The organism is Desulfovibrio mangrovi (assembly GCF_026230175.1).
Lineage (GTDB): Bacteria > Desulfobacterota > Desulfovibrionia > Desulfovibrionales > Desulfovibrionaceae > Halodesulfovibrio > Halodesulfovibrio mangrovi.
Window position 1 is genome coordinate 1,147,458 of the sequence record NZ_CP104208.1, and the last position, 24,248, is coordinate 1,171,705.

23 protein-coding genes, 2 tRNA genes and 1 other RNA gene are annotated in these 24,248 nt (G+C 53.1%); 9 read left to right on the forward strand and 17 right to left on the reverse strand.

The genetic code is table 11. The annotated features are described in order from the left end of the window. Positions 1-65: 65 nt before the first annotated feature. The 12 genes from N1030_RS05250 to N1030_RS05305 form a co-directional block, all read right to left on the reverse strand. Complete coding sequence (locus N1030_RS05250; protein WP_265828129.1) at positions 66-2,378, reverse strand: endonuclease MutS2; 2,313 nt, start codon at positions 2,376-2,378, stop codon at positions 66-68. 11 nt (positions 2,379-2,389) lie between these two features. Next, positions 2,390-2,833: a GatB/YqeY domain-containing protein gene (locus N1030_RS05255; protein WP_265828131.1), complete on the reverse strand. Its 444-nt coding sequence runs from the start codon at positions 2,831-2,833 to the stop codon at positions 2,390-2,392. Positions 2,834-2,957: 124 nt separating this feature from the next. Then, positions 2,958-3,161 (reverse strand): 30S ribosomal protein S21, encoded by a 204-nt coding sequence (gene rpsU, locus N1030_RS05260; protein ID WP_174405635.1) that lies wholly within the window; start codon positions 3,159-3,161, stop codon positions 2,958-2,960. Between the two features lie 162 nt (positions 3,162-3,323). Beyond that, the gene (locus N1030_RS05265; protein ID WP_265828132.1) at positions 3,324-3,515 is read right to left on the reverse strand and encodes a hypothetical protein; all 192 of its coding nucleotides are present in this window, start codon (positions 3,513-3,515) and stop codon (positions 3,324-3,326) included. Between the two features lie 17 nt (positions 3,516-3,532). Further along, entirely contained in the window at positions 3,533-3,805 is a 273-nt protein-coding gene (locus tag N1030_RS05270; protein WP_174405637.1) for an HU family DNA-binding protein, read from the reverse strand. Between the two features lie 194 nt (positions 3,806-3,999). Next, entirely contained in the window at positions 4,000-4,818 is an 819-nt protein-coding gene (rsmA, locus tag N1030_RS05275) for a 16S rRNA (adenine(1518)-N(6)/adenine(1519)-N(6))-dimethyltransferase RsmA (protein ID WP_265828133.1), read from the reverse strand. Positions 4,819-4,912: 94 nt separating this feature from the next. Further along, positions 4,913-5,548 (reverse strand): DUF2062 domain-containing protein, encoded by a 636-nt coding sequence (locus tag N1030_RS05280; protein ID WP_265828134.1) that lies wholly within the window; start codon positions 5,546-5,548, stop codon positions 4,913-4,915. A 47-nt stretch (positions 5,549-5,595) separates the two neighbouring features. After that, positions 5,596-7,644, reverse strand: a complete 2,049-nt coding sequence (fusA, locus tag N1030_RS05285; protein WP_265828135.1) for an elongation factor G — start codon at positions 7,642-7,644, stop codon at positions 5,596-5,598. 91 nt (positions 7,645-7,735) lie between these two features. Further along, on the reverse strand, positions 7,736-8,626 hold the full coding sequence (locus N1030_RS05290) for a hypothetical protein (RefSeq protein WP_265828137.1): 891 nt from the start codon (positions 8,624-8,626) through the stop codon (positions 7,736-7,738). A gap of 10 nt (positions 8,627-8,636) precedes the next feature. After that, positions 8,637-9,827: an LptF/LptG family permease gene (locus N1030_RS05295; RefSeq protein ID WP_265828139.1), complete on the reverse strand. Its 1,191-nt coding sequence runs from the start codon at positions 9,825-9,827 to the stop codon at positions 8,637-8,639. Further along, positions 9,818-10,990 carry an LPS export ABC transporter permease LptF gene (gene lptF, locus N1030_RS05300; protein ID WP_338033326.1) on the reverse strand — a complete coding sequence of 391 codons (1,173 nt, stop codon included), beginning with the start codon at positions 10,988-10,990 and terminating at the stop codon, positions 9,818-9,820. Before lptF ends, N1030_RS05295 begins: the two co-directional genes overlap by 10 nt. Positions 10,991-11,014: 24 nt before the next feature. Next, positions 11,015-11,197 (reverse strand): hypothetical protein, encoded by a 183-nt coding sequence (locus N1030_RS05305; RefSeq protein WP_265828141.1) that lies wholly within the window; start codon positions 11,195-11,197, stop codon positions 11,015-11,017. 213 nt (positions 11,198-11,410) lie between these two features. Between N1030_RS05305 and N1030_RS05310 the strand changes: the two genes are divergently transcribed. The 3 genes from N1030_RS05310 to N1030_RS05320 all read left to right on the forward strand — a co-directional run bounded on the left by N1030_RS05310 (position 11,411) and on the right by N1030_RS05320 (position 12,641). After that, on the forward strand, positions 11,411-12,217 hold the full coding sequence (locus N1030_RS05310; RefSeq protein WP_265828143.1) for an undecaprenyl-diphosphate phosphatase: 807 nt from the start codon (positions 11,411-11,413) through the stop codon (positions 12,215-12,217). 126 nt (positions 12,218-12,343) lie between these two features. Then, positions 12,344-12,420 (forward strand) — tRNA-Met (locus N1030_RS05315). A 144-nt stretch (positions 12,421-12,564) separates the two neighbouring features. Then, positions 12,565-12,641 (forward strand) — tRNA-Met (locus tag N1030_RS05320). Positions 12,642-12,737: 96 nt separating this feature from the next. On the opposite strand, the gene N1030_RS05325 is transcribed toward N1030_RS05320, so the two are convergent. Next, a complete protein-coding gene (locus N1030_RS05325; protein ID WP_265828144.1) occupies positions 12,738-16,400 on the reverse strand; it encodes a PAS domain S-box protein in 3,663 nt (1,220 codons plus the stop codon). A gap of 539 nt (positions 16,401-16,939) precedes the next feature. On the opposite strand from N1030_RS05325, the gene N1030_RS05330 reads away from it, so the two are divergent. From N1030_RS05330 to N1030_RS05345, 4 genes are all read left to right on the forward strand, one after another. Then, entirely contained in the window at positions 16,940-17,521 is a 582-nt protein-coding gene (locus N1030_RS05330; protein WP_265828146.1) for a hypothetical protein, read from the forward strand. 190 nt (positions 17,522-17,711) lie between these two features. After that, positions 17,712-18,070, forward strand: a transfer-messenger RNA (tmRNA) gene (gene ssrA / locus N1030_RS05335). A gap of 230 nt (positions 18,071-18,300) precedes the next feature. Then, positions 18,301-19,179, forward strand: coding sequence for a DUF2971 domain-containing protein (locus N1030_RS05340; protein WP_265828148.1), 879 nt, complete (start codon positions 18,301-18,303; stop codon positions 19,177-19,179). A gap of 215 nt (positions 19,180-19,394) precedes the next feature. Beyond that, positions 19,395-20,033: an HNH endonuclease gene (locus tag N1030_RS05345; protein ID WP_265828150.1), complete on the forward strand. Its 639-nt coding sequence runs from the start codon at positions 19,395-19,397 to the stop codon at positions 20,031-20,033. A gap of 225 nt (positions 20,034-20,258) precedes the next feature. Here the strand turns inward: N1030_RS05345 and N1030_RS05350 are convergent, their stop codons facing one another. Together N1030_RS05350 and pyrR are read right to left on the reverse strand one after the other, a co-directional pair. Further along, positions 20,259-20,768: an O-acetyl-ADP-ribose deacetylase gene (locus N1030_RS05350; RefSeq protein ID WP_265828151.1), complete on the reverse strand. Its 510-nt coding sequence runs from the start codon at positions 20,766-20,768 to the stop codon at positions 20,259-20,261. Positions 20,769-21,024: 256 nt separating this feature from the next. Continuing rightward, positions 21,025-21,561: a bifunctional pyr operon transcriptional regulator/uracil phosphoribosyltransferase PyrR gene (gene pyrR, locus N1030_RS05355; protein WP_265828152.1), complete on the reverse strand. Its 537-nt coding sequence runs from the start codon at positions 21,559-21,561 to the stop codon at positions 21,025-21,027. A 243-nt stretch (positions 21,562-21,804) separates the two neighbouring features. Between pyrR and N1030_RS05360 the strand changes: the two genes are divergently transcribed. Together N1030_RS05360 and N1030_RS05365 are read left to right on the forward strand one after the other, a co-directional pair. Next, on the forward strand, positions 21,805-22,128 hold the full coding sequence (locus N1030_RS05360; RefSeq protein WP_265828153.1) for an IscA/HesB family protein: 324 nt from the start codon (positions 21,805-21,807) through the stop codon (positions 22,126-22,128). Positions 22,129-22,338: 210 nt separating this feature from the next. Then, a complete protein-coding gene (locus tag N1030_RS05365; protein WP_265828154.1) occupies positions 22,339-22,659 on the forward strand; it encodes an IscA/HesB family protein in 321 nt (106 codons plus the stop codon). A 275-nt stretch (positions 22,660-22,934) separates the two neighbouring features. On the opposite strand, the gene N1030_RS05370 is transcribed toward N1030_RS05365, so the two are convergent. Further along, positions 22,935-23,759 carry a hypothetical protein gene (locus N1030_RS05370; protein WP_265828155.1) on the reverse strand — a complete coding sequence of 275 codons (825 nt, stop codon included), beginning with the start codon at positions 23,757-23,759 and terminating at the stop codon, positions 22,935-22,937. Positions 23,760-23,955: 196 nt separating this feature from the next. Then, the gene (locus tag N1030_RS05375) at positions 23,956-24,219 is read right to left on the reverse strand and encodes a DUF1653 domain-containing protein (RefSeq protein ID WP_265828156.1); all 264 of its coding nucleotides are present in this window, start codon (positions 24,217-24,219) and stop codon (positions 23,956-23,958) included. Positions 24,220-24,248 lie beyond the last annotated feature (29 nt).

Sequence of the window (24,248 nt, forward strand, 5' to 3'; positions counted from 1 at the left end):
TCAAAAGGGTGCGCAAAAGCACACGCCGGTCTCATATTCCAACCGGCGGCGTGCAGCAGCCCGTGCTATCTGAAATCCACTATGGTCATTCCGTCGCCGCCCATATCCTCCGGTGCAAGCCGGAACTCGGAAACAGCTGGAAATTCGCGCAGCAACCGGTGCACTTCCTTACGGAGAATGCCGGTTCCGCGTCCATGAACAATCTCGACCTGTGATACACTGCCAAGCAAGGCTTTATCAAGAAAACGTGAGAGTTCACTTAATGCTACATCAGTACGCATTCCACGTAAGTCAAGTCTCAACGCAATATTTCTTTCAGCTTTGACCGTGGCGCCGGACACAACCGATGCCTTGGGGCCTGCAGAACCCTTTTCGTCAACAAGCGCAAGGTCTTTACCTTCCGCCCACATGGAAACACCGGAAAGATCAATCTTTACCCGATTGCGACGCCCGTCCACCTCTTCAACCACGCCGACCTTGTTCCAAGGCAGATACGAAAGGCGCTGTCCGGGCTGCACATCTGCAACATTGAAAGGCTTGACTGCAACAGCAGGTTCGGCAACCGGCTTCACCAGTTTCTCACGGGTCTTGGAAAGCTCTTTCAAAGCCGACTTGTGGCTGACCTTGCCCGCCTTCCAATCCTTCAGCACGTCCTGCGCCTGTGTCTGCACTTCGGTAAAGAGCTTTTCACGGTCACGTGTAAAACGTTCTTCAAGCTTGTCACGTTTCACCCGAAACTTGTCTCGCTCCTTGTACAGATTCTCTATCTCCTTCTCACGCGAAACAGCGAGGGAGTTCAGACGATCAATCAGAGCGGAAGTATCTTCGCCATCCATGAGCAGATAGCTTTCAGCACGCCTGAGCACCGATTCAGGCATGCCATGCTCACGCGCCACATCAAGCGCCTGCGAAGCGCCTACCTGATCGTAGGCAAGACGGTACAAAGGCTTCTTGGTGCTGGGATCGAAAAGAACCGAAGCGGCACGCACCTTCTCACGGCTGAGGGCATAGGCCTTCAGAGCGGGGAAGTGCGTGGCGGCAGCAATGGAAGCATCCTTGTCCAGCAGCTCGTCAATCACCGCCTGAGCAAGAGCAGCCCCCTGTGCGGGGTCAGTACCTGCACCAAATTCGTCGAGAATGACAAGCGTTTCAGAATCTGCCTTCTCCCACAGCGCACTGAGGTGCTTGATCTGGGCGGTAAAGGTGGACACATGCCCTTCAAGGCTTTGCTCATCGCCGATGAAGGCAAAGACCCTGGTCCACAGAGGCAAGGTGCTACCGGCAGCCACCGGAACAGGCAGACCACTCATGGCCATGAGCGTAATCAGCCCGACGGTCTTGAGACACACGGTCTTGCCGCCCGCGTTGCCACCGCTGATAACCAACGCCTTCTGCCCCGGCTTCAACTGCAGGTTAACGGGCAACGAGCCTTTATCGGTCAGAGCCAGCAGAGGGTGGCGCGCATCGCGCAAGTTCAGGGGCGTTTCTGCGGAAAGCTCAATGGCGGTGCCGTCAAAAGCCGCAGCCATGGCACACTTGGCCTGCAGCACATCCACCTTCACCAGAAGGTCGTGCACACCGCGCACGGAAGCGAGCTGAGAACGCACAAGGCCTGTCAGGTAGACAAGCACTTTGCGCTCTTCTTCACGCTCCTGCTGCTTCAGCTCCTGCAGTTCATTGTTCAGTTCCACAAGGAACAGCGGTTCGAAGTAACAGGTTTCCCCGGTCTGCGAATAATCGTGAATGATACCCTGAACACGGCCTTTGAAGTTGCTCTTGAGCGGCAACACGTAACGGTCGTTGGCAAGGGTAAGATACTCGTCCTGCATGTACTGGAGCAGGTTATAGGTCTGCACCACTTCCTTGACCTTGCGGGTGCAGGTCTGGTGGATGCGGCGCACCTCCTGCCGGACGAGCAGCAACTCGGGCGAACTTTCATCACGAATCTGGCCGTTGTCGCCTATGCAACGCGCAAGCCCCGACCAAGACTGCCCGGGCCACGGATAGCGGTCCACTGCCTCCTGCAACAGGGGCCACTGCAAGGAACCGCCGGGAGCGGCAGCAATGGAATCCACCAGCTCCTTGGCCTGCGCTAGCACCTGCCGAAGCGCCCACAGATCGTCCAGATCAAGAACGTTCGCGGGAGTATCGACATAGTCGAGCATGCCTGAAAGCGGCGGAAACTGGCGCAGACGGAAGGAAGTATACTGAGACCACACCCGGCCCTGACTAAAGAAGTCGATCTCTGCACGTGCGGAATCCGGAGACAAAGGCGCTACCTTACGACAGGCTTCGGCTCCGGCATCGGACACGGCGAGTCCGGCAAGATGCGCAAGCACCTTGTCGAACTCGAGATTCTGAAGAGTACGCTGTTCCATGCAGCCAAATACTAGGAAAGCTTTTCGCGAACCAGCGCGCTCAGCTTCTTGCCGTCAACACGTCCCTTGTAGTTGGCCATGATGGGATTCATCACCTTGCCCATGTCCTTCATGTCCGCGGCACCGGTTTCAGCGATGGTCTCGTCGACCAGCGCAGCCAGTTCCTCGTCGCTCAGGGGCTGGGGAAGATAGGTCTTGAGCACGTCAAGCTCGGCAGCTTCGATTGCGGCAAGGTCGGGACGGTTGGCAGTATTGTACTGCTCAATGGAATCCTGACGCTGCTTGGCCTGTTTCATGATGACGCCGAAGACGTCTTCATCCGTAAGCTCGCGAAGAACTTCAACCTGAAGATTCTTGGTTGCTGTCTTCAAATGGCGCAGCACACCGAGCTTTACCTGATCCTTAGCTTTGTACGCGGCAATGTAATCCACTTCAATCTGCTTTGCGAGGCTCATGGCGGTGACCTGTGATGGTGGGGGGTGTAAAGAATAAGGCGGGGACTCGAAACTAACCGAATCCCCGCTATAGTGCACCATGATATGCTACATGAATGCTCCCGCTTACGCGGGTTACGCGAGGCTAGCTCGCGTTCATCTTTCTCATCTTCTTAACAAGACGCTTGCGTGCGGCGGCTTTTTTCTTCTTGCGCATCACGCTGGGCTTTTCGAAGTGCTGACGCTTCTTCATTTCGGAGAGAACACCAGCCTTCTCAACCTGCTTCTTGAAACGACGAAGCGCGATGTCGAAGTTGTAGTCACCTTCTTCAAGGAATACACCGGGCATTAAAAATCACCACCTTCATGCAATTGTCCCCTGAACGACAAAAGTCGCCAAGGCAAGAAGACTTGATACCCCCTCACCTTTTTCTTGGCAAGCATTTTGTTGATCGGGCAACAAAAAAGGCCTGTTCCGAAGAACAGGCCTTCATACCAGACAGTAACGATTCTAGTGGCTACCGTGTCCGTGCCCGTGTTCGTCCTGACGTGCCTGCATAACGGACTTCAGGATGACATAACCGAGACCGGAACAGAGAACAAAGAGAACAGCGTACAGAACACCAAAAAATACGAAATGGTCAGCCATCCACCACGGAACATCCATGGGCAGGGGGCTTTGAATTGTTTCACCGTGCAGCATTTGGGCCTCCGAAGCTACTACTTAATAGCTTCCTTAAGAAGCTTGCCGGGGCGGAACTTTACCACCTTGGCGGCGGGAATGGAAATTTCAGCACCGGTACGGGGATTGCGACCCTTGCGCTCCTTGCGCTCTTCGACAACAAAAGTGCCGAAACCGGTCAGAGTGAGCTTGCCTTCCTTGACCAGGACATCTTCCACAGCGTCAATGAAAGCGTTAAGGGAACGCTCAGCATTGGCCTTGGTCAGGTTCGCCTTCTCAGCAATCTTTTCAATAAGATCCGCTTTAGTCATCTGCCACATCCTCCTCTCTGGGGTTTACCAAATAACACGCTTGGCAAAAAATATATCACCTAGGGCTCATTCACGCACCGAGGTGACTTTGAGATTTTTTTCTCAAACCCAGAAAACCCTTATCAGATGCGTAAATCTGGCGCAACGGTAAATATTGCCTACCCAAGTAGGCAAACACCATTTTACCCTTCAAGTCAAGCAGGAATCCAATTTTTTACGGTAGTTGCGAGTATCTGGAACTGTCTTGGTGAAAGGTTCTCAGGCCGGGCCGTGGGGAGCACTCCTGCCGCCGCAAAGGCTTCGTCCAATTTTTCACCAAAATAACCACGCAAAATAGTTTGCATTTGCTTTCTTCGCTGCTGAAAACACACCTTGATAATCCACGACAAGGCAGTCGGATCAAAATCCAGCTCATGCTTGGGGAACGGCTCAAAACGCAGCACTGCAGAATCCACTTTGGGGCGCGGCTTGAAGACCGTGGGTGGCACGATAAAGGCCCTTTTAAGCTTGCAGAAACTCTGCAGCCAGACGGAGAGACCGCCGTACTGTTTGGAGTCCGGCGCGGCGGTGATTCTGTCCCCCACTTCCTTCTGGATCATGAAGACCGCCCTGACCAGTCCGGGAGCCCTGCTGAGGATGTCCCACATAAGCGGCGATGCCACATTGTAGGGCAAATTGCCGATGACCTTCCATGAAGGCCCCTCGGCGAGGTTCTCCCACGGAAAAAGCAGGGCATCGGTCAGCACCACGTTCAACTCAGGTTCTCCGCTCGGAGGATGCTTCCGGTGCTCCGTCGCCCAGTGGTAGTCCTTTTCCAGAATGGTGAACCACTGTGGTGCGCGCGCATGGATGAGGTGCGTCAAGGCGCCGGGACCAGGGCCTATTTCAATCACCCTGTCATCGGACGTGATGCCGAGTTCATCGACAATACGGTTGGCAATATTCTTGTCTTGAAGAAAATTCTGGCCGAGACTCTTTTTGGCACGAGGGCCGGAGTGAATATCAAGGGTCATGCAGGAACATCCTGTCGGAGGTAAAAAATAGAAGCAGACAACTGCAGAAAACAACAGCCCCGAATGCCAACCGCACCCTGCACCGGAGGGGGAGCTAGTGGGAAGAATCTGAAGAAATGCCGCTGGCCTTACCGGAATCACGCATGGCAGCGACCGAATCAGCAGCTCCGCCAGCAGAATTGGTCAGCTGACTGTCCAGCCCACCCTGCCCTGCAGCAGCTGCTGCCAACTCGCGTTCGGCCTTTTTCTTCTGATATTTCTTGATCAGCCTGATCATGCGCTTCTGCCTGTAACTGTTCACAATCCTGAAGGACACGACATACGTAACAAAAGCACCGGGCACGCCAAGAATGACTCCACCTGTGAACATGACCACCACAAGCCCCCAGCCCTGCTGAATCATGGACTCAAGCTCAAGGTGGTGAAAGTCCAGCTCGGGGGTATCCACAGGCATGAAGAAGCGCCCCACATAGTAGAGCATGGTATAAAAGGGAATCAGATTGACGGGGTTGGAAATCCACGTTCCAAGCGCAGCAGGAATCTTACTGGCTCTGAACACAAAGGCAAAAGCCAGGGCGATAACGGTCTGAAACGGAATAACGGGCAGAAAGCCCACAAAAACTCCCACAGCCAACCCCATGGCAACGGCATGCGTAGAGGCCTTCAGGCGCATGACCCGAAGGTAATTGTATCTGAGTGACCGCTTTAATGTTTCCCACCACTGCTGCACGAGTCAGAATCTCCCTGAAAGTTCGACGAGGTCTAAATCAAGATCGATTACGAAAGCATGTCGAAACGGGCAAACTTGAGCATGAGCCCTGCCCGTCCCTGTGTTGCGGAGCGCAGATCCGTCGAGAACCCGAACAGCTTCCGCATTGGCGCAAGAGCCTGTACAACCTTCAGCCCCGCATGGTCAAACATGTTGCCCACACGTGCACCTTTCATCCCCAGCAGACTGATGACATCACCGACATAGGCATCCGGCACATTCACTTCCACATGCATGATAGGCTCAAGCAGCACTGGGCCCGCAAGCGCAAGAGCTTCCTTCACGGACATGACCGCCGCCATATGGTAACCTGCGGGTGTTGATACACCATCCCGACGCTCCATTCCGACGATCGACACATCCACATCCTGCACCGGATATCCTTTCTGAACACCGCTGAGTAAACTATCAGTAATGCCTTGCTCAACGGCGTCAAGCCACTGTGTCGGCCACCCTTCGGTATCCATCTCAAAGCGCACGCGATTCCCTTTGTCACGATCGCGGGGAGCAACGCGAATGGTCACCTTGCCGAAATGGTGCTGATCGCCGAGCTCCCTGTCAAACTGGCCGGTGGCCTCTGCCGTTTGGGAAATGGCTTCCTGATACACGACCTGCGGATTGCCTACTCTGGGGGATACCTTGTATTCGCGACGCAGCCTGTCTATGACCACCTCCAGATGCAGTTCGCCCATACCGGAAATGATCCGCTGGCCTGTCTCTTCATCCTGCACGAAGGTGAGAGTGGGATCTTCCTGAAGATACCGGTCAAGCACCTCGTCCAGCTTGTCACCCTCTTCGGAATTCTTGGGTTCAAGGGCGAGGGAGATAACAGGTTTGTATCCGGCAATATTCTCAAGAAGGTAGGGAACCTCCTGCGTGGCGATGGTGTCGCCGGTACGCGTCCCCTTGAGCCCTGCGGCGGCAACGATGTCTCCGGCCTTCGCAAGCTCTATCTTTTCATGATGGCTCGCATGCAAACGGAAAAGACGCGAAACACGTTCGGATTCTCCACGGGTGACGTTGCGGTAGACCTCTCCAACCTTGAGTTCGCCGGAATAGATACGCATGAGCACCATCTTGCGGCCGTCATCCATGAATACCTTGAAGGCCAAAGCCCCCAAGGGTGCAACAGGAGACATCTCAAGCTCACGCTTCTGGTTGGTGCCAGCCATGAGAGCAACGGGAGGCACAACATCCAGCGGGCCAGGAAGATAGTCTATAACCCCGTCAAGAACCAACTGCACGCCGGTATTCTTCAGGGCAGAACCGGCAAATACGGGAACCGCCTGCAGCTTCAGCGTGGCAGAACGCAGCACCCTGCGGATATCATCCGCAGAAGGCTCTTCCCCGCCGAGGTACTGTTCCATGATGTCATCATCAAAATCCGCAACACTCTCCACAAGCCGTTCTCTCCACGGCTGTGCAAAGGCAAGCTCGTCCTCAGTAAGGGGATGGCGCGAATACTCGCGTCCCTGCGATTCCTCATCGAACTCCACCCGTTCCATGGTCACAAGATCAACAAGGGCATAGAACTCCTCGCCCTGCCCCAACGGTACAACGACCGGCAAGGGATTCGCCTTGAGGCGTGAACGCATAGCTTCAAGCACTGCTTCAAAGTCGGCACCCAGCCTGTCCATCTTGTTCACGAATGCAAGCTTGGGCACCTTGAACTTTTCGGACTGCCGCCAAACGGTTTCGGATTGAGGCTCAACGCCACCCACGGCACAGAACACGCCGATGGCCCCGTCCAGAACGCGCAGACTGCGCTCAACCTCTATGGTAAAGTCCACATGGCCGGGCGTATCGATAATATTGATAGTGTGCTTGCCCCACTGACAGGACGTGCAGGCGGAAGTAATGGTTATGCCGCGTTCCTGCTCTTCCGGCATAAAGTCCATGGTAGCGGTGCCTTCATGCACCTCCCCCATGCGATGGATACGGTCGGTATAGTAAAGAATACGCTCCGTCAGCGTGGTCTTGCCCGCATCGATATGGGCAATCACCCCGATATTTCTGAGAAACTCAAGATACTTGGAAGATACTGCCTGCTTACTCATGAATCCCGCTCCAGCGTCTGAAAGGAAGGTTGGTTGCGGTCAGCCCCGCAAACCTGTGAACTGAATTCGCGCACATTCCAGCTACAAGCATTTATATCTCGGTCACCAGCGTCAATCGGCGCTGCATGAAGAATCCCGGCTCCAGCTCCGGCCACACCCAGCAACCTTCCTGACCGGGGCCAATCATCAGAGGAATGAAATCGGGCACTACATCGATGCAATCCGAAGAACCGGCAAAGGCAAGGACAGGCCCTTGAGTATCGCTTGCAAAAGGAAGTTCCGCTTCCCCCTCCCGTAAAAGGGCAAGCCGTTCTTCATCAAGACGGATACAGGCCAGATCTGGATGAGCCCATGAAAGCAGGCCTTCATCAAGCTCCTCCGAGTCGCCGCCATCTGCAACGACCAGAGTCGCCGGAGACGGCTCCACCCAGCATGCAATCTGGGCAGCATTGGCCGCGGCAAAGGCCAGAACCGTTTCGGTGATGGCAGCAGGCACTGCGCCGAGAACAACAACACGCCCGCTTCCCTTGCCCTTCATGTCAGCAAGCAGGGAAGTGATTCTGTCTTGCGGAAGAGATACGACAGCTTCCTGTCCCGCAAGTTCAAAACCGGCCAGTACCGGATCTGCCCAAGGCGCTTCCACATCCGCCACACGAGCCACAAGCACATGGGGAACTCCAGCAAAAAGAGCAGGCATGAGAGCAGCTACAGAACGGGGGCCTGAGGAGTAATCACCGGCCAGCAAAAAGACGGTCCAGTCAACCGGCCGCGACTCCGCCACAGACACGAAACCTTGCCGCCACTGCTTTTCCGAACGTCCCCAAGTCATGCCGGAAGCACCATATAGCACATGCAGACGGGCGATGGCGGTTTTGAGCCACGCCCTTCTCTCAGGCATAGCAGCCTCATAGGCATCGCCGAACACATCGTCCTGTACAAGGCAGGCTTCAAGCCAGTCAGGAAAAAGACTCTCTTCAAACATCTGTCGCCCCTTACTTGGCTGTTCCGTCGGAGTCGCGTTCAGTGTGGCCCTTGCGACGAACCATGGGATTCATGCGGCGCGCATGCAACCAGCGCCTGCGGGATTCCGCACCGATACGGCGTATCTTTCCACGGGAACGGGTAAACCAGAGAATTCGCCCGAGCGCCAGACCGCCGAACAGGAAATCAGCACCCCATGCCGCAAGGACAGGAGAAACGATCCCCTTCTCTCCCAACGTGCCACCCAAGGTGAACATGGCGTAATAGACAAACGTGAGCAGCAGGCCGGTTCCGATGCAAATATACAGATTATCCTTCCACGTTGCCAGCATCAGCCCGACAAGCCCCATGACGATAACGGAACAGGCATAGGCCAGCTTCATGTGCAATGCGGTTCTAAGCGCTTCCACGTTGGAACCGGTGGCCTGCAGCTGTTGAATTGCCGTCCAGAGTTTCCAGAGCGGCAATTTCTGCAAATCAGCTCTCGGATCCACAACCTGAAAGGCTGCAACGTCCTGCTTCAATGGCAGGCTATAGCTGTCGGTTCTTCCGGTCGTCAGCATACCGGGATCAAGAATGCGCACATTCTCCAGCATCCATGAGCCGGAGGTTGCGGTAAAGCGCTCCGCGCGCAAGACCTGCCTGATCTCCCTGTTATCCTCGCCAAGTTCATAAACGGTGATATTGGTGCCGACCCGCTTGGAAGGAACAACCGATCCCAACTGAACAATATATGCGCCTTCTGTGAACCAGACCTGCCGTAATTCAACATCACGCACGCTCTTCTTGCGGACCTGCTCTTTCCAGACGCGGGAGGCAAACTCTTCGCCCTGCACCCCCAGAAACTGGGAAAATGAAAGCTGCGCCACCGCCCAGACCACACCGCAAAGAATAAAGAAACGTGCCAGCCGGAGAAAGGAAATACCACCAGCCTGCAATGCAACCAATTCACGACTGCGGGCCATGATGCACAGCTGCAGAATGCAGCCGATAAGGAACACTGCAGGAAGAATCTGGGAGATGATGAGTGGAGTCTTTGCCACAAAATAGGTCACAACAACCTTGGCCGAAACGCCGGCTTCAAGGAAATCATCCAGCCGGTCAAACAGATCGGAGAGCAGATAAAGCCCTATTCCCACCCCCAACACCATGAACATGAGAAACATGTTCTGCCGGAGCAGGTAGCGAGTCATCAATGACATGCATCACGCTCCTTGCGACGGTGAAAAAGGGTAGCGTGCCGCAGCATGGCCACCACGTTGAGCGAACGCTCGCGCGCAGCGCGTTGCAAGCCTATGGCCGCAATAACGGCAAAAAGCAGATTTGGCAGCCACACCGCAACAGCAGGAGCCACGGTGCCGGACTCGCCAGCCGAGAAACCGATAGACAGCAAGCTGTAGTATACCAGAAAATTCACCAATGCCATGACAACGCCCATCTGCCGTTCCATACCTTCAAAGGCGCAGGCCAACGGCATGGCGAACAGGCCCAGAATAAAACAAGCAATCGGCAGGGCCAGGCGTTTCTGAATCTCCACGGCAACCTTGCGCATGTAATTCAGGTTCTCTTCGTACTCTCCGGGATTAGCCTGCAGTTTCTGCAAACCGCCCCACGACATCTCCTTGGGTTTGACCTCGCCAAGGTCAAAGCCCATGAACAACTTGTTAAGGTCAAGCCGGACCACATATTCGCCGAAGGAGAGAACGCTCACAGCCCCCTTCTGCTGCCGGTAGATCTTGCCATCGGCAAGGCGCACCAGAATATCGCCACGAATCTTATCCGTTTCGATGACGCCCGTTGGGGCGACAATGGCAATAGTGGCTCCCTGTCGCGTGCTGTCTTCAACCATGACATCTTCCATCTTGCCGCTGGCGTTATCAACCTTGCGGGCATAGACCATAATGCCCGGGATACTCTGGTTGAACACACCTGGCTGGACAACAATACGCGCCCTCGTCTGAACGATATCAACGATGGTAGAGCGAAAATTACTCATGCCCCATGAAAGGCCGTACATGGATATGCCCAAATTGAAGACCGTACAAAGCAGGCAGAATATGACAGGGGCCGGAAGAAGCTGATACAGGCTCAGCCCCCCCGCCTTGAGAGCGACGAGTTCCCTGTCCGTACTCATGCGCAGGAACGTCAAAAAAACGCTGAGCATGCAGGCAATGGGAACAATAAGCAGCAGGAAAAACGGCCCGAGATAGATAAAAAGCATGGCCATATCTGCCGGTCCGACTTCAAGACCGAGAAACAATTCCCGCAATTGAAGAACTCGACCGATCAAGATAAGCGACAGCAACGAGCCGAGGCAAAGACTGAAAAGGGACGACAGTTCCTTGAAAATCTGACGATGGAGCAAAGAAAGAGTAAGCAGAAAAGCCCCCTACTCTCCGTTATTGTCGGATTTAAACAGGTCACGCAGCATCTCTGCATCCTTAGGGCTCAGATTGAAACGCATCCCTGCCTCATCAAGAAGCACGGACAGGCTCTTTCCTTCCTTCAACATTTCATCAATATATTGTGCTGCCCTGCGAACCAGTTCGCTTTGCGGCATTACGGTAGTCATTATCGGCATCCCCATGCTTGCGGTTAAGGGAAAAGGGCAAAGGGCCGCTTCCTCTGACTCGGAGAGGGCACCACGCCAAAAACACCTACACTTACACCAGTCGTCCTGTGCTTGCAACACAGCCGCGGTTGCGGTATCCCGTGACAAACCATAATTCAACCCTTTTCTTAACCTACTTCACGAAATCTCACCTTTCCTTCAAGGATAGCAAACATGCATGACATTCTTTCGGCAGTATGGCTGGGCATAGTCGAAGGCCTCACCGAATTCCTGCCCGTCTCTTCCACGGGCCACCTCATCATCACCGGCAACCTGCTGAATGTGACAGGCCCCAAGGCTGACACATTCGAAGTGGTTATCCAGCTGGGAGCCATTCTGGCCGTGGTGGTGCTCTACTGGGAGCGTTTTCTGGCCCTTATCAAACCCCGTCAGGACATGCGTTTTTCAGGCATGCGCGGCCTGTGGCTGCTTTTTCTCACCTCGCTTCCCGCCAGCATTGCGGGTCTGCTTTTTCATGGCGCCATCAAGGAACACCTGTTCACTCCCGTAACCGTAGGGCTCGCTCTCGGTGTCGGCGCACTCTACATCCTGTATGTTGAAGGACGCACCTCACGCAACGGAGAACGCGGCACCTACTCCACGCTCGACGACATTACCCCGGCGCTGGCTCTCGGCATCGGCCTTTTCCAATGCCTAGCACTCTGGCCCGGCTTTTCGCGCTCAGCCGCCACCATCATGGGAGCCATGCTCCTCGGTGCCCGCCGTTCGCTGGCAGCGGAGTATTCCTTCATCGCAGCGGTTCCCATCATGTTTGCCGCAACAGGTTACGACCTGCTCAAAAACTACGCCCTGTTCACGGCTGACGACATGCTCTTTCTGAGCGTCGGCTTTGCAGTCTCATTCGTGGCGGCATGGGCGGCCGTAAAAACCTTCATCACGCTGGTCGGCCGCATCACCTTCCGCCCCTTTGCATGGTATCGCCTTGCTCTCGCCCCTGTAGTGCTCTACTTCTGGTACTAGCAAACCAACCCCGCAGACAGAGTTTTTTCTGCCTGAATGCAAAAAGGGACTTGCCAAGGATACACGATTTGTATAATCAATTCCCCGTCGCGCGGGACCGAACAAACGGAACGGTGTGACACATATGGCGAGGTAGCTCAGATGGTCAGAGCATGCGGCTCATATCCGCAGTGTCGGGGGTTCAATCCCCTCCCTCGCTACCAGTAATCAAAGACCCTGCATTGCAGGGTCTTTTTTTTGCTTGTCATTATCCCACACGCCCCAAACCTCTCCCTGACGAACTTTTTTCTTTTTTTACCTTGACAATCAGGCCAACTTCCAGCAAAAGCCTCTCCACGCAAAGACGTGGCGAGGTAGCTCAGATGGTCAGAGCATGCGGCTCATATCCGCAGTGTCGGGGGTTCAATCCCCTCCCTCGCTACCACGAAATCAAAAGCCCCGGCCGGTAATGGTCGGGGCTTTCTTCTTGCCGTGATTTCGCCGTCTGTCCGGCGCAGACTGCCGGGCACCAACTCTTCAACTATGATGCCTCGGAAATAATATCGGGCTGCACGGGCACACCGATGGGCAAAATAATGGTAAACGTAGTTCCCTGCCCTTTACGCGTATCCACGAAGAACTGTCCCGAATGGTTTGATGTGATGATGAAGTAGGAAACGGACAGCCCAAGCCCTGTGCCCACCCCGACAGGCTTGGTGGTAAAAAATGGTTCAAAGACACGCTTACGGACAGATTCATCCATGCCGGGCCCGTTGTCTTCCACTTCTATACGCACCCTGTCGGCTTCCTGTGCTGTTCTCAAAATAATACGGGGCTTCTCATCCGGCTCGTAACCTTCCTGATACATGGCCTGAGCCGCATTGCGGAGCAGGTTAAGAACCACCTGCTCTATTTCCATACCGTTGCAGTGCACCTCCGGCAGGTTTGGAGCATACTCCCTGACAACATCCATCTGCCTGAAATCATACTTCTTCTTGAGATCATAATCGTTCCATGCCAGCTCAACAGCCTTATCCAGCAGTTCTGAAATATTGACTGGTGAAAACCGAGTCTCGCTTCTCCGGCTGAATTCAAGCATGTTGGAAACGATATTTGCCGCACGCTCACCTGATGAACGAACCCCATGCAGCAAATCCAGAACCTTGCGCTCTGCCAGATACTCCTGCATGCGCTCCAGAGAAAGCTCCATCCTTTCCGCCACATCCCTGTTAGCCTTTCTCTCAGGATCAAGCCGTCTGGTAACGTTTTGCACTCCAAGCAGAATCGCCCCCAAAGGATTATTAATCTCGTGCGCCATACCGGCAGCCAAGCCCCCGACAGACATCATTTTCTCCGTCTGCACCATCACTTCTTCCAGACGGACACGACTGGTGGCGTCATCCAGGCGCAACACCACCTGGGTTGAGGTATCAAGGGCTTCAATCGGATACACAACAACATCCAGGATGAACAACTCTCCCCGCAGTTCTTCATTCAAACGAGGCAGGTGCTGAATCTCTCCCGTAGCCAACGCGGCATGGATTGTTTCCTCCAGGGGATACAACCAGGGGAGCAGCTCCAGAAAAGCCTTGCCAATCGCCATATCCTTATTGATTCCATAGCGATGCTCTGCCTCCCGGTTCCAATGCGCCACCGCCATATCATTTGACACGGCAATCATTACAGAAGGCATGGCATCGATAATATTCCGCACAAACCGGGTTGCGCGATACATCTCCTCTTCTGCTCGCTTTCTCTCCGAAATATCTTCTGCAATCCCCTCGATACGGACCATCTGGCCCGATTCATCAAAAATGGCACGGGAATGCAACGCCACCCAGATTTTGGAACCATCCTTCCGATACAGGCGGGTTTCGAAACGGCTTACCTCACCGTCACTGGAAAGCAGGCGCACAAAGCGGTCGCGGTCTTCGCCGTCAACATACAGATCTTCACGCAAACTACGAATGGAAGAAATAAGCTCATCAAGACTGTCATACCCGAGCATGCGAAGAAGCGCTGGATTTGCATGGGCAATTTTGCCTTGCGGCAATGTCTGGAAAATTCCCTCAACAGCATTCTCGAAAATGGAACGATACTTTTCTTCGGCAACCACGAGCTCCTGCTGGGCTTTTTCCCGCTCTGCCATCTCGTTCCGGAGCAAGGCATTGGCCTTGCCGAGCTCATTGGCATGGGCCTCAAGCAAGTGCTCTCGCTCCCTGTGGAAATCAAGTCTACGCAACAGCTCTTCAGGAGAGATATCCATATTCGCAAGCATTATCTTGTAAGCACGGGCGAGCTCGCTCCGCTCGGCTTCCGAAAAAAGCCCACTTGAACGGATAAGCTTGCTTGCCGATGCAGATCCTACGACACCAGCGAGCCGCTTTTCCGTTTCTGACGCTAACGTCGCCAACTCCACAACGGTAACGGATTGCCTTTCATCAAATCCAACTGCCTTGAACAAGCTTTCGACAAGAGATTCTGCAAAGTTTTCAGGATAGTACTGGCTGAACAAGGCCACGAGCGTATCCTTCTTGCCTGACACCGAAATATTCTTGGCAAACTCGGAATCATCTGCCAGCACGCCCCGATCAAAATCACGGAAGGCTGAAAAGTCGCGCGCCGAGACGATGTCACGTTCAGCCGGGCTCCAGAGACAGGATCCGATGACATAACACAGTACGTTTAATCCGAGACTCCAAAAGACCGTGTGAGAAAGAGGGTCAAAAACATCAAGCCCGAAAAGACGCTCCGGACGCAACCAGCCGATCCCCCATGGTCCGTTCTGTAAAATCATCCCGCCGATCAGACCGCTTTTGACGAAAACCGGCAGAATCAACGTGTAACCCCACATGAAAAAACCGATGGTCAATCCGCTTATGACGCCAGCCCTATTGCCCTGCGGCCAGTATAACGCTCCCAAAGTAGCCGGTACCAACTGGATGGCTGCAATCATGGAGATTATGCCGAGACTGACAAGCGTATTCGACCCGCCCACCAGCAGGTACAGCACATAACTGGCCCCCAGATACACGCATACCACAACCCAACGGCACTGAAGAATGTATCGACGCAGCCAGTTCATCCGCTGGGATAAACCAAAGACCGGCAAAAGCAGGTCGTTTGAAATCATGGTGGCCATGGTCATGGTCGTTACCACGATCATGCTCAAGCCCGCAGAAAACCCCCCGAGAAACACAAGCGTTGCCAGTCCGAAATGCCCCTCTCTGAGGGGCAACAGCAATACAAACAAGTCGCCCTTTGATGCTTCAAGCCCCATGAGCAAGCCAGCTAAAGCCAACGGCATGACAAACAGGCTCATGAGCAGCATATTCAAGGGCAGCATCCACATTGCCGTTCTGATGTGGTTCTCGTTCGAATTCTCAATGACAGCCACATGGAACTGCCGCGGCAGCAGCAGAATGGCAGGGGCAAAAACCAACACCCTGAAGAACCAGTCCATACGGCTGAAATGCTCTCCTCCCACCGAAAACAGATTGCCGTATCCGGCAGCAATCGCCTTGGAAAACACGTCCTCAAATCCATCAAAAAGTCCATATGTCACAAAGATGCCCACTGCGCCGAAGGCCACAAGCTTGACAAGTGCTTCCACTGCAATGACAGAGACAACCCCGGGATGACGTTCAGTCGGATCCAAATGACGAACACCGGCCAGTATCGTGAACACTATGGTAAACAGAACAATGAAGGGACCGACAACGGATGAATGAGCATACTGCCCTCCCTGACCAGCCTCGAAAGCCAGTACGATATCAAGCGTGGCAAGTATGGCTTTGAACTGAATAGCTACATAAGGAAGACTGCCGACAAAGAATACTGAAGCAACCAGCCCGGCAACAAGATGTGATTTTCCGTAACGCGAGCTGATAAAGTCGGATATGCTGGTGATTTTCAATCGGTTCTTCACGCGCACGATGCGGCGCAACACCCACCACCATGCAACGGAACCGAAAAAGGATCCCGTAAAAGTAAGAAGATAGTCAAGGCCGGACTGAGCAGCCTGCCCTACGTTGCCGTAGAAGGTCCACGCCGTCATATAGATGGAAAGCGCAAGCGAATAAACATACGGGCTAGAAGTTACAGCGTTGCGCAATGCAGGCGTTCTCTCCACTTTCAGCGCAAGAAAGAGCATGAAAGCCACGTAGAGCAGCATGGCAATGAAAACGGCAGTTCCAAAGCTCATCGCCTGCCTCCATGTCTATCTCTATTTTCCTTCTCAAGCACCTCCTGCAGAGACTTCGCCCTGCGCGCCGAGAAACGGGAGTGGGAATACGCCCAGACAGCCACGCACAAAATGCCTCCACCCCAGCCCAAAAAGAGAAAACGATACAGGGCAACAGGCCCCATCTGTTCAAAGACAACAGGGAACGGCCAGACAAGAATAAGGAACGCCATGAAGAAAATTAACGCCAAAAAAACGTTTGAAGCGAAAAACGGCCTGTTCTCTCTCATATCCCTCACCAATGACTGTGCCCTAACGCAGCAAGAGAGCTCCCGAACCAATTCTGCCATACTTCCAATTACCACAATTATCACAACAGTAACAGTATGATTCAAGAGCACCAAGCAGTAATATATAACCTTATCACACGATGAACGTCTTTTTGCTTAGCTGTTCACGCAGCCACCACACAACATCCCCCTATGGCACCCTTCTTGCTGATTACCCGCCGAGAGGGAGAGTGAGGAAATATATGCAGGCCATCATAGGAGGTGATAGCCGTGACTGTAGATGGCATTAATAGCAGCCTGAACAGCATGATAAGCATCCGGCAGCCGGATGGAGAACGGGATCAGCCTGCCGGATCAGGGACTTTGGATCTGGCCAAGCTCACGGACTCCATCAGCCTGTCGTCCATAGATCCAAAACTACGATCGGTGCTGGAAGAGATTTCCGAGCGCGGGGGGAACGTTGTTGACGCCTTGGAAGGCAACATCAACACATTGCAGGACGGCTTTCTCGAAACCCTGCATACGCGTCTCTCCGAAGCCGGAGTAAGCCTTGACGAGAAGATTACGCTTCGGCACGGCGAAGGCGCCTCTCTGACGCTGATCGGGCAGCACCCAGACAAGGAGAGCATCGAGGGAGTTCTTGCGAACAGCCCCGATCTGACCGAGGCATTTGACGAAATTACCGGACAATCCGAGCTTGTCAGGGACATCCGGAACATCCGCAAAGTGGTTAAAAGCAGAAGTGCCATGGCTCAATATGCCGAGGCGGCAGCCGAAGGCGACAAGGGCAATGACACATATCAACTGAGCATGCGGGGGGCCTTCTCGCACTTCTACTTCACCAAGGAATAACCGGCATCTTTGCCGGTTTTTTCCTGTAATTTCCCCTTGCACGATCCGGTATGAAGAGGTATTGCCTACCTCCTGTTCGGGCGACCCTGCGGATTGAATTTATTTTCACCAAGGACTTGTCATACCCGCGACAGCGATTATATTCACTGCGACAGGAAGTTGGCCCTGTACGGCATTCGCCTTTATGAATGGGGGCGCCCTGGTTTCGACGGGGATTGAAGATGCCGGAGTGGCAGGCCGAGGCGCCGCTGGCCTCGTTAAAAGCGGCACAAAAGTAATTGCCAACGATAATTACGAATACGCTCTGGCTGCTTAATTGACAGCCACATCTGCCGGGCCGATGTCTGATAAGCCTTGCAGATGACAAACTCATCAGGCTGGCTTCCGATGGCGTTCATCCCTGAAGAAGTAAGAACTTTTAGATGGACTGGCTGCAGGCCACCTGGTCATGGGTAACACTTGCAGCAAGATTATGAACATGACCTAAGCCTGTAGAAGCTTCGAGCGGACCATTCTCGGACGCGAGTTCGATTCTCGCCGCCTCCACCATTCAAGGAATTTTAGGGTTTCACGCCGTCTTAACCGACCGTGAAACCCTTTTCCTTTTGTGGGGATAGCTCCCCACCCCACCTCACCACATCACTTCACAGCGCACACAAAGCAGGATACAAGGGGCCGCACAATATTGGATGAACATCGGAAGATGGTGCAGATACGGGCAAGCATCTGGAATACAGCAATGCACACTTCCGGGATTAATCAATCACAGAAAGAGATAGATGATGAACGACACGCCTTCCAAGCTTTACAAATACACATCCCCTGACTCTGCAGAGCAGATAGTAGCCAATTCTTCCCTTCAGTGGTCAAGCCCTTTGATATTTAATGATCTTGAAGAACTGCAAAAAGTTCCGACACTATCTCCAAGCATAGAAGAATCTATGCCTCTTTTTATTGACAAGGTCTTCAAGTGCGCATTCATTAGTAAAAAGAAAAATACAGCCCAGTACTCCAAGGAATTTGCGGAAGTCGCAGAAGCCACCAAATTCGCAATCAAACAAGGCATTAAAGAACAGCACCTTCGACTTTCTTTTCCAAAACTGGAAAATACCAACAGAATTGCTCAAAATCTGAAGAAACTTGTCCATAACGCTTTCAGCATTCCACAATTGAGAATACTTTGCCTTACAGAGGCAAACGATAACGAAACCATGTGGACGCAATACGCTTCAGACAGCACAGGATGCTGCATTGAATTCACACCAGGCACATCATCTGATTCGTATTTCTCAAACGCTAAAAAAGTCGATTATCACGCTGCCAAACCAATTGTTGGAAGTGCGTACGACATGCTGGTTCATGGCGTACCTGACAACATTGCCGAAAAAGCAATCGATGCCATATACTACGCAAAGCCACCTTCCCGTTCACATGAGAAAGAATGGCGACTGATCACCTCCAAGCCAGATGAAAATGGAAAGCTATTCAGTTTCCACGAATTCAACACACAAGACCTCACTGCCATAACGTTTGGACACAAAGCAGAACCAAGCTTCATAGACAATCTATCTGAAATTGCAGTTCAAAAATATGAACATATCAGAATTTATAAAGCAGAGAAAATAGATAGCGAAACACAGCTAGTCTGCTTGAGATAACGCACACAACAATAGCCCCCCGGCGTTAGTCGGGGGGCTATTCATTTCCTCTATCGCCCACTACCTGCCGCGAACTCCTCAATAAAGATTCGCCCAACCCCGACCACCGGCAAACAGGGCGGGAACATTCGCAGCATAACGCTTTTTATACTTGGTATACCTATGCGGTAGCGGCAAAATTACACTGCCCCTACCACTCTATACAAGGAGTACCAATGACCTACTCAACCACTCCATTAAAACGCTGTTTTCGGGAGCCCATCCCTGCCGTAGAGCTCGCCGCCAGCCTCCTTAATCAAGCAGCTACAGCCATGCTCAAGGGAGATCATGACACAGCACAATCACTGATCAGGCAGGCAGACTTGCCGGAAGTATATGCATGGCTCGACTCCATTTGGGGAGCAAGGAGCCCCTACGTCCACAAAGTCATCATTCCAGACTCACCACCAATTATTCCCAAAGCACAACGCCCTAAATATAGAGAGGCCAACAAGCAGCTCAAGCAAGCACTTATTGAAAGAGATGGTTACCACTGCCGATTCTGTGGAACCCCCGTTATCCGAAAAGAAGTAAGAAACAAATTCCGGAAGATGTACCCAGAGACCGTGCGGTGGGGAAAGATCAACGTTGAAAACCATGCCGCGTTTCAAGCCTTGTGGCTACAGTATGACCACATACTCCCTCATTCTCGCGGAGGAGTCACGAGCCTGGACAACATGGTAATAACCTGCTCTGCTTGCAACTACGGCAGGATGGAAAGCACACTTGAAGAGGTAGGAATTGAAGACCCGCGGAATCGTGAACCGATACGATCGGACTGGGATGGGCTTGAAAGAATCATGTCGTTGCCCTGACACCGACCACTCATCACAGCTCTGCCCAGTTTAAAGGAACATTCAGCCGAGTTAAACAGAAACAGGATTACAACACCACGTGCTACTGCAAGGGATCAGTATCGTGCAGGACTCATTACACTGCATGATATTAAAACGGGCATCCCGCCCTCTTCATGAGGTTCCAACCAAGGCTGCAAAACTACTATTGCCATTGAGCTCACAGCCTCCCCCGTTTTCCCTTGATTAACACTCCCCTTCGCGCAGAACTGCCTCATACTGCCCCTTCATCCGGTCGGAGAAACAGACAAAGATCACCCGCTCCGGAATCGGATTTACAGCCATAAACTCACGCACTTCACGAACTGCAATACGGCAGGCCTGATCAGCAGGAAAGCCGTACACGCCGCAGCTAATGGCGGGAAAAGCTATGGAACGGACGCCGTTCTCCCTGGCAAGACGAAGGCACTGTCGATAGCAAGAAGCGAGAAGCTCCGGTTCTCCGGCGTTGCCATCCTTCCAGACAGGGCCGACAGTATGAATCACATGCCGCGCGGGCAAACGGTAGCCGCGCGTTATACGGGCTTCTCCCGTGGGACAGCCGCCAATCCCCCGACACTCCTCAAGCAATTTAGGCCCGGCAGCCCTGTGAATGGCGCCGTCCACACCGCCTCCGCCAAGAAGGGAACTATTGGCAGCATTCACAATGGCAGCCACGGACAAAGTGGTAATGTCACCCAACCAAACTTCCAGCATACCAACACCTCCCGACAATAACGAACTCGCTAGTCAGACGCTCTCTCTGTCTTCTGCATTCTCATATACGGCCTAAACCACGCATAATCGAATACAGATGATAACTGCATGGATGATAACTGCAAGAGGCCACAGTAAGAAGAAAACACACTGGCCGACAGCACCGGACTGAACAAACGTAATCTCATATCATATACAAAAAAAGCCCGAGCCGCCGAAGCGACACAGGCCTTCATTCTTATCAGCATACAGCCAGTTACTTTGATCTGAGCAGAACCACATCCTTGCCGTCGCGCTCCTTGGTGAGCACGTCAACCCGCTCGTTACGAGCCGTGTTCATGGTTTTACCCACATAGTCCGCATGAATGGGCAGTTCACGGTGCCCGCGATCGATCAGCACCATCAATTCCACACACTTCGGTCTGCCGAAATCAAGAATTCCCTCCAGAGCGGCACGAATGGTACGTCCCGTGAACAACACGTCGTCCACAAGCAGGATGTTCTTGCCGTCAATATCGACAGGCAGCTCCGTGCGGTTGATCATGGGCTGCGACTCAAGAGAGGTCCAGTCGTCACGATACAGGTTGATATCAAGGGCACCAAGCGGCAGGTCGCGTTTAAGCCTTTCGGCAAGAATGCCTCTGAGACGCGCAGCAAGATCAACGCCGCGTCGCTGGATACCTACCAGACACAGCTCCGTGCACTCACCGTGACGTTCAAGCACCTGATACGCCAGTCGCTCCAGCGTCCGGCGAATTTCCTCTTCCGACAGAATCATCACATCATCAGACATGCTGTTCCAACCTTGCATCGTCAAAAGTATCGCGATTCGTCCCGCAAATGTCATAAGGACGTAAGATCAACCTCATAGTCAACTATTGTCTCTTATAGACAGATGCCGCCTGCAACGCAATGCTCATAATCCACAAGTCAGTTTGACATTTCTCCAACAATTTGATATATTTATGAAATCTATGGCTGATAAGAAAAAGTATTTATCCTACAAATAGCACCCTATGTGCACATTGGAGGCACCATGGTTTCTCTTGAGCAAAGCGCCAAAGCAGAGCTTGACGCTTACTTCTCCGATAAGGACAAAACTCCCATCAGAATATATCTCGCTCCGGGCGGATGCAGCGGCCCCCGTCTGGCTCTTGCCCTTGATGAGCCGAATGACGACGACGCCACCACCGAAACCGGCGGCTACACCTTTGCCATCCACAAGGACCTGTTCGAACAGGTGCAGGGCGTAACCATCTCCGTTAGCTGTGGTGGATTCTCCGTCATTCCCCAAGTACCCCTGCCCAGCATGGGCGGCGGCTGCAGCGGATGCGGCTCCTCTTCATCCTGCTGCTCATAATCATCCCGACATTGAACAAACTAACGGCCCCCTCGGGCCGTTTTTTTATCCTTAAAAAAATACCCGAAATCAAACTAGGAGCAATTCCTAACTAAACCTACAAGTTATACACCTTATCTAGTTGTGAAATCTATAACTATAGGGCCAATCCATTGACAATCCCTTGGGGTGTACGTACTTGTACCTCTCACACCCAAGCGGAGGAAAGCAATGTTTACACTGACCGATAGCGCCCATAAAGAACTTGCGGCGTATTTCGCGGATAAGGAAAAGTCCGGCATTCGCATCTATCTTGCTCCTGGTGGCTGAAGCGGCCCCCGACTGGCATTGGCTCTGGATGAGCCAAACGATGACGATACCGTATTTACCGAAAAAGAATTCACCTTTGCCATCAACAGCGCCCTGCTTGCTCAGACCGGCGCTATCAAGATCGACCTGTCCTACATGGGCTTCTCCGTCGAATCTGCCAATCCCCTGCCTGGTGGCGGCTCTTCCTGTGGCGGTTGCTCCAGCGCGGGCAGCTGCGGTTAGTTCCGCTCCTGAACAAGGATATTATAAAAGCGGCCTTCGCATGAAGGCCGCTTTTTTGTTTACCGATCAAGACGCAGAGCCATATTTCTTCTTCACGAAAAGGATACGCATTTGCTTTCAGTGTGTCCTTCACGCGCTGAGCTACGCGGGGATCTACAGCGATGTGCCCCTCCCCTTTCAGCAACATTCCATCGCGGCTGCATCATGTTTTAAAACCCAAAAAGAACCCCGCACCATTTAGGTACGGGGTTCAGTATTTCCGGGAACCAGAACCACTATTCGTCAATAACGGTCGGTCCAGCAGGAAGACTCCGCGGCACCTGACTACCCTTGGAGGCTGAACTCACGGGAAGAGCTTCAATGGTCTTGCCCGCTACCTCTCCGCCTGCGGTAAGCATGCGGCCATCAGCTGTTATGGCTGTTTTTCCGTCGATGATGGCGATACCGGTCTTTTCAAGCACCTCGCGGCGGAAGGCATACTCTTCAGCCATCTTGCGGGTGCGATACATAAGCCACAGCTTGGCAATGTAGCTGACAAGCCATGCGGCAAACAGGCCCAACCCAGCCCACAGGGCGAGTTCCGCAGCAGTTTCTCCCAGCTTGAGCAGGAAGTTCATCACCACGTCCATGTTGTAAAGCACAAGCCCCACAAGCAGCAGACCGGCAAGCATGATGATGGTGGGCATTCCCTGTACAAGGCTGACCCAGCGCTTCATCTTTTCGGGCATCACTTCATTGGCAGCCGCAGTAAACTCCGGATCGCCCTGAATTATGCGCGAAAAGCCCATGCCGATTATCTGAATGATGAACATGACCCCTACCGGAGCCAGAAACACGGAGACAAGATACGCCTTCCAGGGGAAGCTGTACTCCATGGTTCCGTCGGGCAGGGTCTGCATATTGGTAACACCGTGCAGAATGGCCACCACCGTGACCACAAACTCCACAATAATGACGCCCAGAGCAATGTAGGCAAGCAGGGACTTTCGCTCTTTTTCATTGAGCATGGCTCCCAGACCACCGGGACCAGCCCCCTTGAAAGCGGCGCTTGCGCTGCCTGCTTCTTCACGGGCTTCCTGCTGCATGTCCTTTTCGCTCATTCTCACAATTCCTTTCATGGCGCGCAACAAGCGCCTGTTTCATAAAACGGTAAACGCCTTGCTACAGGACGCAAGGATAATTTGCAAGCAGATGGAAATGTGTATTTTTTCACACAATTCAGCCTGCAAACCGTAAGCAAATGTATGTCTTGGCAACATGCATATCAGCCTGACAAAACAGCGAAGGCTGGCATAATTAAGGCAGAGGCAGAACACTCAGCACATGCAATTGCGCATCTTCAGGCAGGTCAGCAGCATCAACAGGGGCGAACCGAGGTTCAACGGAGCCCTCACCACGGTCAACAGTGCCGAAAAACTCATCGTAAGGTCGTGTAAAAAGAGAATAATCAGAGAGGTAGAGCGTGCGGTAAACAACCACTTGGCCTTCCGTTGCAGTATCCAGCCCCGTACCTACAACCTGATAATACTTCCCTTTGAAATGTCGATAGAAGGCGGTCATGTTTTCCTCCGGTAAGTACCGCCTGTCGG